Origin of the sequence: Aeromicrobium panaciterrae, from assembly GCF_039537165.1 — a bacterium.
Lineage (GTDB): Bacteria > Actinomycetota > Actinomycetes > Propionibacteriales > Nocardioidaceae > Aeromicrobium > Aeromicrobium panaciterrae.
In genome coordinates, this window is the sequence record NZ_BAAAZZ010000002.1 from 1,598,540 (window position 1) to 1,610,087 (window position 11,548).

At 67.8% G+C, this 11,548-nt stretch carries 12 protein-coding genes; 7 read left to right on the forward strand and 5 right to left on the reverse strand.

Annotated elements, in window-relative coordinates; genetic code table 11:
• The first annotated feature begins 13 nt into the window (after nucleotides 1-13).
• Genes cysD through ABD683_RS08730 form a run of 3 tightly spaced genes read left to right on the forward strand, consistent with a single transcriptional unit; the run spans nucleotide 14 to nucleotide 3,497 of the window.
• On the forward strand, nucleotides 14-925 hold the full coding sequence (gene cysD / locus ABD683_RS08720) for a sulfate adenylyltransferase subunit CysD (protein ID WP_344769114.1): 912 nt from the start codon (nucleotides 14-16) through the stop codon (nucleotides 923-925).
• The gene (gene cysC / locus ABD683_RS08725) at nucleotides 925-2,763 is read left to right on the forward strand and encodes an adenylyl-sulfate kinase (RefSeq protein WP_344769115.1); all 1,839 of its coding nucleotides are present in this window, start codon (nucleotides 925-927) and stop codon (nucleotides 2,761-2,763) included. Before cysD ends, cysC begins: the two co-directional genes overlap by 1 nt.
• A complete protein-coding gene (locus tag ABD683_RS08730) occupies nucleotides 2,760-3,497 on the forward strand; it encodes a 3'(2'),5'-bisphosphate nucleotidase CysQ (protein WP_344769117.1) in 738 nt (245 codons plus the stop codon). The genes cysC and ABD683_RS08730 overlap by 4 nt, the downstream gene beginning before the upstream one ends.
• Here ABD683_RS08730 and ABD683_RS08735 read toward each other — a convergent pair.
• From ABD683_RS08735 to ABD683_RS08755, 5 genes are read right to left on the reverse strand one after another with little or no spacing between them, the layout of a single operon-like run.
• Nucleotides 3,494-4,399 carry an esterase/lipase family protein gene (locus ABD683_RS08735; RefSeq protein WP_344769118.1) on the reverse strand — a complete coding sequence of 302 codons (906 nt, stop codon included), beginning with the start codon at nucleotides 4,397-4,399 and terminating at the stop codon, nucleotides 3,494-3,496. The two genes, ABD683_RS08730 and ABD683_RS08735, sit on opposite strands and share 4 nt — an antisense overlap.
• Before the next feature lie 45 nt (nucleotides 4,400-4,444).
• A complete protein-coding gene (locus tag ABD683_RS08740) occupies nucleotides 4,445-5,512 on the reverse strand; it encodes an NAD(P)H-dependent flavin oxidoreductase (protein ID WP_344769120.1) in 1,068 nt (355 codons plus the stop codon).
• Nucleotides 5,509-6,267 (reverse strand): CoA-transferase subunit beta, encoded by a 759-nt coding sequence (locus ABD683_RS08745; protein ID WP_344769122.1) that lies wholly within the window; start codon nucleotides 6,265-6,267, stop codon nucleotides 5,509-5,511. Before ABD683_RS08745 ends, ABD683_RS08740 begins: the two co-directional genes overlap by 4 nt.
• Nucleotides 6,264-7,133, reverse strand: coding sequence for a CoA transferase subunit A (locus tag ABD683_RS08750; RefSeq protein WP_344769124.1), 870 nt, complete (start codon nucleotides 7,131-7,133; stop codon nucleotides 6,264-6,266). The genes ABD683_RS08745 and ABD683_RS08750 overlap by 4 nt, the downstream gene beginning before the upstream one ends.
• Complete coding sequence (locus tag ABD683_RS08755) at nucleotides 7,130-7,894, reverse strand: enoyl-CoA hydratase family protein (protein WP_344769126.1); 765 nt, start codon at nucleotides 7,892-7,894, stop codon at nucleotides 7,130-7,132. Before ABD683_RS08755 ends, ABD683_RS08750 begins: the two co-directional genes overlap by 4 nt.
• Nucleotides 7,895-7,942: 48 nt before the next feature.
• Between ABD683_RS08755 and ABD683_RS08760 the strand changes: the two genes are divergently transcribed.
• From ABD683_RS08760 to ABD683_RS08775, 4 genes are all read left to right on the forward strand, one after another.
• Nucleotides 7,943-8,689, forward strand: coding sequence for an SDR family oxidoreductase (locus tag ABD683_RS08760; protein WP_344769128.1), 747 nt, complete (start codon nucleotides 7,943-7,945; stop codon nucleotides 8,687-8,689).
• 15 nt (nucleotides 8,690-8,704) lie between these two features.
• Nucleotides 8,705-9,583 carry an SDR family oxidoreductase gene (locus ABD683_RS08765; RefSeq protein WP_344769130.1) on the forward strand — a complete coding sequence of 293 codons (879 nt, stop codon included), beginning with the start codon at nucleotides 8,705-8,707 and terminating at the stop codon, nucleotides 9,581-9,583.
• A 126-nt stretch (nucleotides 9,584-9,709) separates the two neighbouring features.
• Nucleotides 9,710-11,083 (forward strand): LCP family protein, encoded by a 1,374-nt coding sequence (locus ABD683_RS08770; RefSeq protein WP_344769131.1) that lies wholly within the window; start codon nucleotides 9,710-9,712, stop codon nucleotides 11,081-11,083.
• A 21-nt stretch (nucleotides 11,084-11,104) separates the two neighbouring features.
• A complete protein-coding gene (locus tag ABD683_RS08775; protein ID WP_344769132.1) occupies nucleotides 11,105-11,542 on the forward strand; it encodes a limonene-1,2-epoxide hydrolase family protein in 438 nt (145 codons plus the stop codon).
• The last annotated feature ends 6 nt before the right edge of the window (nucleotides 11,543-11,548 follow it).

Consider the following 11,548-nt stretch of genomic DNA (forward strand, 5'->3'; position numbering starts at 1 on the left):
GGACGGACGCCGCGTGACCATCACGTACGAACTGACCGACCTCGACAAGCTCGAGGCCGAAGCGGTCCACATCTTCCGCGAAGTCGCGGCCACGATCGAACGCCCTGCTCTCCTCTTCTCGGGGGGCAAGGACTCGGTCGTCATGCTGCACCTGGCCGCGAAGGCGTTCTGGCCCGCACCGGTGCCGTTCCCGGTCATGCACATCGACACGGGGCAGAACTTCGACGAGGTCATCGAGTTCCGTGACGCGACCGTCGAGCGCTTCGGGCTGCGGCTGATCGTCGCCTCGGTGCAGGACGACATCGACGCCGGGCGTGCGACCGAGATCGGCGGACCACTCGGCCCGCGCAACAAGCTGCAGACGATCTCGCTGCTGCGCGGCATCAAGGAGAACCAGTTCGGCGCCGTGTTCGGCGGGGCCCGCCGCGACGAGGAGAAGGCCCGCGCCAAGGAGCGCGTCTTCAGCTTCCGCGACGAGTTCGGCCAGTGGGACCCCAAGAACCAGCGCCCCGAGCTGTGGAGCCTCTACAACGGCCGCCACCACAAGGGCGAGAACATGCGCGTCTTCCCGCTCTCCAACTGGACCGAGCTCGACATCTGGAAGTACATCCAGCGCGAGCAGATCGACCTCCCCGAGCTCTACTACGCGCACACCCGGACGGTCGTCGAGCGCGACGGGATGCTGCTCGCGGTCAACCGGTTCATCGAGCCCGAGGACGGCGAGGAACCGTTCGAGGCGATGGTGCGGTTCCGTACGGTCGGCGACGCCACCTGCACCGGCTGCGTCGAGTCGACCGCCGAGACGCGTGAGCAGGTCGTCGACGAGGTCGCCGCGGTACGCGTGACCGAGCGGGGGGCCACCCGCGCCGATGATCGGATCTCCGAGGCCGGCATGGAAGACCGCAAGAAGGAGGGCTACTTCTGATGTCGCAGCTTCTCCGCATCGCCACCGCCGGCAGCGTCGACGACGGCAAGTCCACCCTCATCGGCCGGCTGCTGTTTGACGGCAAGTCGATCTTCGAGGACCAGCTCAGCGCCGTCACCACGGCCAGCGCCGCCCGCGGTCACGAAGGCCCTGACCTGGCGCTGCTCACCGACGGCCTGCGCGCCGAACGTGAGCAGGGCATCACGATCGACGTCGCCTACCGCTACTTCGCGACCCCCAAGCGCAAGTTCATCATCGCCGACACCCCCGGCCACATCCAGTACACGCGCAACATGGTCACGGGCGCCTCAACCGCCGACGTCGCGCTGATCCTGATCGACGCGCGGCACGGCGTGCTCGAGCAGTCGCGTCGCCATGCGTTCCTCGCGACCCTGCTCGGCATCCCGCACATCGTGCTGTGCATCAACAAGATGGACCTGGTCGACTTCTCCGAGGAGCGGTTCGACGAGATCCGTACGGAGTTCGCGTCCTTCGCGTCGAAGCTCGAGGTCGCCGACCTGACGTTCATCCCGATGTCGGCGCTGTCGGGCGACAACGTCGTCACGCACAGCACCGCGATGCCCTGGTACGACGGGCCGGCGCTGCTGGGTCACCTCGAAGGGCTGCACGTGGCCTCCGACCGCAACCTCATCGACACGCGTATGCCGGTGCAGTACGTGATCCGGCCGCAGCAGGCCGACTTCCACGACTTCCGTGGCTACGCCGGCACGATTGCCGGCGGCGTGTTCCGTCCGGGCGACGAGGTCGTGGCGCTGCCGTCGGGATTCTCGACCACCGTCACCAACGTGCTCGGACCCGGCGGCACCAAGCTCGACGAGGCATTCACCGGCCAGGCCGTGACGATCGAGCTCGCCGACAACATCGACATCAGTCGCGGCGACATGCTGTGCCGGCCCAACAACCGGCCGACCAGCTCCCAGGATGTCGACGCGATGATCGCCTGGATGGACACCGACCTGTCGCTGGCCACCGACGCGACCTACTCGATCCTGCACACGACCCGCGAGACGCGGACGACGATCAAGAGCCTCGAGTACCGCCTCGACATCAACACGCTGCACCGCGACGAGAAGGCGACCAGCCTCGGCCTGAACGAGATCGGCCGCGTACGCCTGCGCACCCAGAAGCCGCTGCACTTCGATCCCTACCGTCGCAACCGCGACACGGGTGGCTTCATCCTGATCGACGAAGCGACCAACCGTACGGTCGCCGCCGGCATGATCCTCGGCGAGGTCCAGAACGAGCCCAACATCGTCTGGCACAGCGGCGCGGTGACCCGCGAGCTCCGCAAGACCCAGGGCAGGACGCTCTGGTTCACCGGTCTGTCGGGCTCGGGCAAGTCGAGCGTCGCGGTCGAGGTCGAGCGTCGTCTGGTGGCCGCGGGACAGCCGGCGTACATCCTCGACGGCGACAACCTCCGTCACGGACTCAACGCCGGTCTCGGCTTCAGTCCTGAGGACCGGCAGGAGAACGTACGACGGGTCGCCGAGGTCGCCAAGCTCATGGCCGATGCCGGCGTCGTCGCAATCGTCTCCCTGGTCAGCCCCTACCGCGAGCACCGCGACGCAGCGCGGGCGAGCCACGAGGCCGACGGCCTGCCGTTCATCGAGATCTTCATGGACACCCCGCTCGCCGAGTGCGAGGCGCGCGACCCCAAGGGCCTGTACGCCAAGGCCCGCGCCGGCGAGATCCCGGAGTTCACCGGCATCAGCGCACCGTACGAGGCACCGATGCGCCCCGACCTGCTGCTGCGCCCGAGCGACGGTGATGTCACCGAGCTGGCCAACCTCGTCCTCGACCGGATCCGCGAGCAGTGAGCGACTCCGAGCTCGCGTCACGCCTCGCCGCGCTGGCGGGTGCGTTGCTGCTCGACCTGCAGCGCACCTCGTCGTTGACCGGCAAGGAGCTCGGCAAGGCGGGCGATGCGCGGTCCAACGAGCTGTTGCTCACGCTGCTGGCTGCCGAACGGCCGGACGATGCCGTGCTGTCGGAGGAGTCGGTTGACTCGCCGGCACGGCTCAGCGCTGACCGGGTGTGGATCATCGACCCGGTCGACGGCACCCGCGAGTACGGGATGGCAGGGCGGACCGACTGGGCCGTCCATGTCGCCCTCTGGGAGCGCGGCTCCGGGATCACGTCTGCGGCGGTGGCGCAGCCTGCACTGTCGACGGTCTACGCGACCGGTACCGCCACCGCGACGACCGTGGAGCGGGACAGGCCGATCTTCCTGATGAGCGCCAGCCGTCCCCCGTCCTGGGGTGCCGCCGTGGTCGAGGCGTTCGGTGCGGTGTCGACCCCGATGGGCTCAGCCGGCGCCAAGGCGATGGCGGTGCTGCGCGGCGACGCGGACGCGTACCTGCACGATGGCGGCCAGTGGGAATGGGACTCCGCGGCGCCCGTCGGCGTGGCGCTGTCAGCCGGGCTGCACGCGTCACGCGTCGACGGTTCGCCGTTGACGTACAACGCCGAGCATCCCTACCTGCCTGATCTGCTGATCTGCCGGGCCGACCTGGCCGATGACCTGCTCAAGGCGATCGCCGCTGCGTCCTAGGGTCCGCCGATGAAGGGCAGGCTCAGGGTGCAGGTGATGGGTCGCGGGTGCTCCGGGTCGAGCGCGTTGAGCACATAGAGCGACGCATTGCGGTCGGCGGCGATCTCGAAGTGCTCGGTGTAGTCGATGGCGCAGCGGTCCTGCAGCACGATGTTGTTCATGCCGGGCTCGATGCCGCTCGTGTAGGGCTGCACCAGCTCGTCGTACTTCGTGACGATGTTGGTGTACGTGACTCCGGGTGACGCGACACCGCCGGCTCGCAGCTCCGTCATGAACGTCGAGCCCGGGTTGAACTCGCCACATGCCACGCACACCGGGATGTTGGACGCGTCGAGGCGCAGCAGGTTGGCGAGCTGCGCCGGGATGACCTCGGTGCCGTGCCACAGCGGTGCCAGTGAGACGTAGTTCTTCACCTTGGACGCGCCACCGAGGAACTTGATGTAGTACTGCGGCATCAGCGTGCCCTGCGAGTGGCCGACGAGGTCGACCTTCGCTGCGCCGGTTGACGTACGGACGCGGTCGACGAACTGCTGCAGCTGCACCGCGCTGGTGCGCATGCTGCCAAGGCCCGCCAGCGCGTTGACGGGGTAGGGCGCGGGGAGTGCGCCGTACGTCAGGGCAAAGACGCAGTAGCCGTCGTTCTTGAGCAGCGGCCCGTACGTCTGCCAGTTGGTCGCCTGGTTGCCCAGCGTGCCGTGCACCAGGATGACGGGTCGCGGGTGCGCGGCGGACGGCTTGCACGTCCAGTCGTTCGTGCCGGGGGCGTCGGCGTTCGGTGTGCCACCGAGGATCGCCGCGGGCAGGAAGTTGTAGGGCACCGGGAGCGGCTTGGTCTCCGCTGTCGCGGGCGATCCGGCAAGGACGAAGGCAAGGACAGCGGCGAGGGCGATGATGCGGCGCATACAGACTCCCATGAGAGCGCGTTCTAGGAGTTCAACGATCCGCGGCTATATCAGGTACGAGCTGGTCCGCTTCAACGCGGCCGCCGCCTCGGTGACGACCCGGTCGATCAGCTCCTCGCAGGTCGGCAGGTCGTTGATCACGCCGACGACCTGGCCCGAGGCAAGCACTCCCGCGGACGGATCACCCTCGACCAGACCGGCCTTGAGCATCATCGGGGTGTTGGCGGCGAGGGCGAGCTGGCCGAGCGTACGGCCCTGCTCCTTGCGCATCGAGCGTCCGTCGATCGCGAGCTGCTTCCACGTCATGCCGGCCATCTTCTTGAACTCGAGGGTCCGGCGGGCGGTCGGGATGATGCGCCGGAGGCCGGAGCCGGCTTCGACCTGCTCGACGAGCTCGGTGCGGAGCATGCGGTGCGGCATGCCGTCGACCTTCTTGGTGACGACGGTGTCGTCCAGGGTCGCGGCGAGGTAACGCTGCTTCACGGCTTCGGGTACGCGGCTGTCGGCGGTCAGCAGGAAGCGGGTGCCCATGCCGACGCCTGCTGCGCCGTAGGAGAGCGCCGCCGCGAGGCCGCGACCGTCGAAGAAGCCGCCGGCGGCGATCACCGGGATGTCGACCGCGTCGAGCACGGTCGGCAGCAGCAGGGTGGTCGGGACGGAGCCGGTATGACCGCCTCCCTCGCCGCCCTGGATCATCACGGCGTCGGCGCCCCACTGGGCAACCTTCACCGCGTGCTTGGGAAGGCCGACGCTGGGGATCACGACGATGTCGTGCTCCTTGAGCCTGGCGATCAGCTCGGGCTTAGGGGCCAGCGCGAACGACGCGACCTTCACTCCGTGCTCGATGAGCAGGTCGCAGCGTGCGGGCGCATCGGCGGCGTCGGCACGGAGGTTCACGCCGAACGGCCTGTCGGTGCGGCTCTTGACCTCGAGGATCGCCGCTTCAAGCTCCTGGATCGTCATGGTCGCCGACGCGAGGATGCCGAGGCCGCCGGCGTTGGCGGTGCCGCTGACCAGGCTCGGTCCGGCGACCCAGCCCATCCCGGTCTGCACGACCGGGTGACGGACGCCGACCAGCTCGGTCAGCGGCGTGGAGAGCAGCTGGTCGATCATCGGGCGGGTACCTCGCGCTCGCGGAGCTCCTTGGGGTCGAGCAGCTCACGGATCAGCACGAGCTCGCCCTCGGTTGGCTCGCGGGTGAACGGTACGTCGCCGTCGGCATGGATCTCGCAGCCGCTGGCCGCGCGTACCTCCTCGACCGTGACGCCCGGGTGGATCGAGACGAAGCGGATGGTGTCGCCGGGGCCCTCGAAGTCGAACACACCGAGGTCGGTGACGAGCCTCGGCACGTTGTGGAACTTCGTTGCTGCCGGGCCGGCAGCCTTGGCGCGAGCCTTGCCCACACCCGAGACGATGTCGACCTGCTCGACGACGACGCGGTCGGAGTGCTTGGGCACCCAGTAGGACGTCTTGTTGTTGACCGTGTTGCCCGGCGCACCTCGTACACCCAGCAGCTGGCGCTTGGGTTGGTCCCACGGCCCAATCGCGGAGATGTTCTGGTTGCCGTGCTTGTCGATCTGCGTCGCACCCATCATCACGTGGCGCTTGCCGTACGGGACGACGTGCTCGAGCACGTTGCGGAACGGCATCCAGCCCTCGACGACATCGGCGCTCTGCCCCAGCGGCGGTGTGCCGCGCAGGATGCGGGCCTCACCATCGGTGAGCAGCAGCAACGGGTTGGAGGTGTTCTTGGCCAGCCGCGCGCCAAGCGTCGGCAGGAGTCCCATCGGGCTGCCCATGATCTCGCCGTCCTCGGCGAAGCAGTCGGCGATGGCAACGGCGCAGTACTCCGCGCGAGTGACGGTCATGCCTGCTCCTCCTTGAACGCAGTGACGGCGGCTTGGTAGGCGGCCTCGTCACCGGACAGGAAGCGCTCCTTGAAAGCGGCCCAGTCCTCGGGTGTCTTGGCGGCGGTGGCGTACGCCTTCTGGAACTTCTCGTCGCGACCGTACGTCGGGGTGCAGTCGGTGAAGTGTGCGCCGTTGGGTGCCTCGACGACGCCGGCCACCATCGTGCGGTTGATCAGCAGGCTCTGCAGCGGTGCGTCGACCGTGAGCCCGGCGGAGTCGATGATCTGCTCGGTCGACAGGTAGGCCTCGTTGGCGGCCATGCAGAACAGGTCGTCGAAGTACGGGTCGGGCCCGAGGTACTGGCCGTTGCCGAGCTCGTCGGCGCGGTTCATGTGCACCAGCGCGACGTCGAGGTTGAGCGCAGGCACGGCGACCAGCGTCTCGTCGGCGTCGTACGGCGAGGTCACGGTGCGCAGGTCGGTGTCGTTGTCGAGCACCGCCGAGCCGAGGCCGGCACGCATCGGCAGGAACGAGATGCGCTGTGCCGCAGCGCGAAGCCCGGTCTGGAACATGCCCTCGTCCCACTCACGGAACTCGGCGGTCTTGTCGACGCGTGCCTTGCTGAAGAGCGGCTCGAGGGGGATCGAGTCGAGCGTCGCAAACGCGTACGTGACGCGGCGAACCTTGCCGGAGTCGAGCAGTAGGCCGACGTCAGGCCCGGCGTACGACACGATGTGCAGATCTTGGAGGTCGCTGCGCAGGATCGCCCGTACCAGCGCCATCGGCTTGCGGCGCGAGCCCCAACCGCCGATGCCGACGGTCATGCCGTCCTCGATGCGGCCGATGACGTCGTCGAGCGACATCTCCTTGGATGGTGCCTTCATTTACCGCCCTTTGCCTTGTCGGTTCCAGCGAAGTCGTCTCGAAGTTCGTCGCTCACGCCCATGAGGTTGAGCTCGTACGTGAAGCCCTGCTCGAACCGGTAGCTGTGGTTGACGTCGACCGGCTCGATGCCGTTCAGCGCCTCCTTGGCGGCGCGGATGACTCGCCCATCTTTGGCTGCGATCTCGGCGGCGACCTCCAGCGCGGTGGCGTCGAGCTCGTCGCGGGGGACGAGTCGGTAGACCGAACCGAACCGGTGCAGCTCGGAGGCGGGGATCGTCGCCGCGGTGAAGTAGAGCGAGCGCATCATCTGCTGCGGTACGAGGCGGGCCATGTGCGTCGCCGCTCCGAGTGCGCCCTGGTTGACCTCGGGCACGCCGAAGTATGCGTCGTCGCTGGCGACCACGATGTCGGCGTTGCCGACGAGGCCGACGCCGCCGCCGACGCAGAAGCCGTTGACCGCGGCGATGACCGGGACGGCGCACTCATACACGGCCTTGAATGCGGCGAAGCAGCCCTTGTTGGCGCCGAGCAGGGCGTCGAAGCCCGTGGTGTTCTGCATCTCCTTGATGTCGACGCCGGCGTTGAAGCCCTTGCCGTCGGCGCGCAGGATCACGACTTTGACGGCCGGATTGGCGGCGACGGCGTTCAGCGCGTCAGCCACGTCGAACCAGCCCTGCACGGGGAGGGCGTTGACGGGCGGATGGGCCATCGTGACGACGAGGATCCCGTCGACGCGTTGCTCGCTGGTGACTGCAGACATGGAGACCCTTCCGTACACAACCAAGCACTTGCTTGGTACTGTATCAGCATGTCTCTCACGATCGACCTGACCGGCCGGGTGGTCCTGGTCACCGGCGGATCGCGCGGTATCGGGCGGGGCATCACCGAGACCTTCGTGTTCGCGGGTGCCACCGTCGTCACGTGTGCACGCTCGGAGGCGGAGCCGTTCCCCGGCACGACCCACGTGCAGTGCGACGTACGCGATTCCGAGTCCGTGCAGGCCATGGTCGACGGCATCGTCGCCGAGCACGGACGCCTCGACGTCCTCGTCAACAACGCCGGCGGAGCGCCTGCAGCGCTGGCTGCCGAGGCGTCGCCGCGGTTCCACGACAAGATCATCGGCCTCAACCTCAATGCGCCCCTGCTGGTCGCCCAGGTCGCCAACCAGGTCATGCAGCAGCAGGGCAACGGCGGGTCGATCATCAACATCTCGTCGATCAGCGCCAACCGGCCAGCGCCCACGATCGCGGCGTACGCGGCTGCCAAGGCGGGCATCGACTCGCTGACCCGGAGCCTCGCGATGGAGTGGGCGCCCAAGGTCCGGGTCAACGCGATCGACGTCGGCCTGTGCCGTACCGAGCAGACCGATGACCACTACGGCGGCGACGACCGGGTCGCCAAGATCGAGGCCACGATTCCGCTGGGCCGGATGGCCCGCCCCGACGAGGTCGGCAACGTCGCCGTGTTCCTTGCCAGCGACCTGGCGTCGTACGTCAGCGGCGCCAACGTCGGCTGCGACGGCGGCGGCGAACCCCCCGTCTTCCTCCACGTCTGAACCCCTAGGAGAACCATGTCGTTGCTTGAAGGCCGCGTTGCCATCGTCACCGGAGCCGGCCGAGGCATTGGTCGGGCGCACGCGCTCGAGCTGGCCCGTCAGGGCGCGAAGGTCGTCGTCAACGACTACGGCGTCTCGCTTGCAGGTGAGAAGGAGGAGTCACCCGCCGATGCCGTCGTCGCCGAGATCAAGGCTCTGGGCGGCGAAGCGGTGACGAACGGTGCTGACGTCGCGGACTTCGCCGATGCCGAGGCGATGGTGCGCCAGGCGATCGACACCTTCGGGGGCCTCGACATCCTCGTCAACAACGCCGGTTTCGTACGCGACCGCATGCTCGTCAACACCGCGGAGGACGAGTGGGACGCCGTCATCCGCGTCCACCTCAAGGGCCACTTCGCGCCGCTGCGTCACGCGGGTGCCTACTGGCGTACCGAGTCCAAGGAGGGGCGTCAGCGCGACGCGCGCGTCATCAACACCTCGTCGGGGGCTGGGCTCCAGGGCTCGATCGGGCAGACCACCTACTCCGCAGCCAAGGCCGGCATCGCCGGCATGACTCTCGTCGCCGCTGCCGAGATGGGGCGCTACGGCGTCACCGTCAACGCCATCGCGCCGGTCGCGCAGACCCGGATGACGGAGGGTGCGTTCGACACCTCCGAGATGGCCAAGCCCGAGGACAACTCACCTGTCGTCGCCTGGCTCGCCTCGGTCGAGGCCGGCGATGTCACCGGCCGGGTCATCGAGATCGACGGTGGCCAGATCTGCGTCGAGCAGGGCTGGACCCACGGTCCCAGGAAGGACATCGGTCGGCGGTGGGAGACCGCCGAGGTCGGCCCTGCCCTCCGCGACCTACTAGCCGAAGCTGGCCCGAACGAACCGGTGTACGGCGCCAGCTAGGCGGAGCAGTCCGCGAGCGGTGGGCAAGGTCACGCCGTCTACTCATCTTCTTCTCAGGTCCGTTTTGTATTCTGGAAGTTCTGTCGATCCGCGATCGGCCCCAGACTTGCAGGAGATTTGCCCGAGATGAGCACTGCCCCACGCCCCGGCCGTCGCGCCGGTCGCCGTCCGCGGCGGATCCTGCGTCGTGTCTTCATCACCGTCAGCGTGCTGGCCCTGGTGATCGGCATCGGTGGCGCAGCGGCCTACTGGAAGCTCAACGGCAACATCGGGTCGTCGGCCCTCGACGAGAAGGATCACGTCGTCAAGGACGACACTCCCAAGGGTGCGACCAACATCCTGTTCATCGGCTCGGACTCCCGCAAGCTCAAGTCCAAGGGCTATGGCAACGAGTCGGGTCAGCGCAGCGACGCGCTCATGCTGGTGCACTTCGCCAAGGACAATGCGCGAGTCGACGCCGTACAGATCCCGCGCGACACGCTGACGACACTGCCGGCGTGTGACGACACTGGAAGCGGTGCGTTCCGCGGCGGCTACAACCTGATGATCAACTCGGCGCTGGCCGGCGGACCGGCCTGCTCCGTGCGCGCCGTCGAAGCACTCAGCGGTGTGCACATCGACCACTTCGTGCAGCTCGACTTCGACGGCTTCGCCTCGATGGTCAACGCCCTGGGCGGAGTCGATGTCTGCCTCAACGAGCCCATGGTCGACCGCGACGCCAAGCTCGACCTGCCCGCCGGCAAGCAGAAGCTCGACGGCAAGAACGCCCTCGCCCTGGCCCGTACGCGGCACGCCGTGGGCGACGGCAGCGACATCGGTCGCCTCGGGCACCAGCAGGTCGTGATGTCGTCGATCATCAGCCGCGCCCGCGACGCCGGCGTGCTGACCCGGCCCGATCGGCTCTTCAAGTTCCTGAACGCCCTCACCTCCTCGATCACGGTCGACGAGGAGATCTCCTCGATCAGTGCGCTGACGGGCCTCGCCAAACGAGCCAAGGCGGTCGACGACAAGAACATCCGCTTCATCACGATGCCCAACGGCGCCGCACCCACTGACCGCAACCGCGTCGTCAAGACTGCCGACGCCGACACGATCTTCGCGGCGATCGCCAAGGACCGCCAGGTGCCGGTGGAGGGCAGTGAGGGCAAGACGCCCAAGACCCCCGTCAAGGTGCTCAACGCCGCTGGAGCCGACGGACTCGCCACTCGGGCACGCAACGCGCTGATCGGCTCGGACTTCGTCGTCTCGGGCGTCGCCATGGCGCAGAAGAACGCCACCGCGACCCGAATTTTCGTCGACAGCACCCCCGAGGCACTGGCGACCGCCAAGGCGCTCAACAAGAAGTTCGGCTTCAAGGCCGAGATCGTCAAGCAGACGTCCAACGTCACGGGGGTCTGGCTGATCGTCGGCTCCGACCGCGTGACGGCAGGCTTCGAGCCCGTCGAGCCCAATGCCGTCAAGGCGACGACCCGCACCGCCAGCGACTCTCTCTGCACCTGAGTAGATGACTAGGCTGACGGCATGACCGAGGAATCGACCAGCGGCACGCCCGTCGACAACGCCGACATCGTGAAGTCCTTCCTCGAGGCCCTCCAGGCGCAGGACTTCGACACCTTCGAGAGCCTCATGTCCGACGATCTCGTCTACCAAAACGTCGGCCTGCCCACCATCCGAGGGGGTCGGCGCGTGGGTAAGCTGATGCGCCACATGGAAGGCAAGTCGAGCTTCGAGGTGAAGTTCCACCGCAACGTCGCCAACGGGTCCACCGTGCTCAATGAACGCACGGACGCCATCGTGCTCGGGCCGCTTCGCCTGCAGTTCTGGGTGTGCGGTGTGTTCGAGCTCCGCGATGGCCGCATCACGTTGTGGCGTGACTACTTCGACTTCTTTGACATGGTCAAGGCCACTTTCCGGGGGCTCGTCGGCATGGTCGTCCCAGCTGTCCGCCGGACCATGTGACGTCGT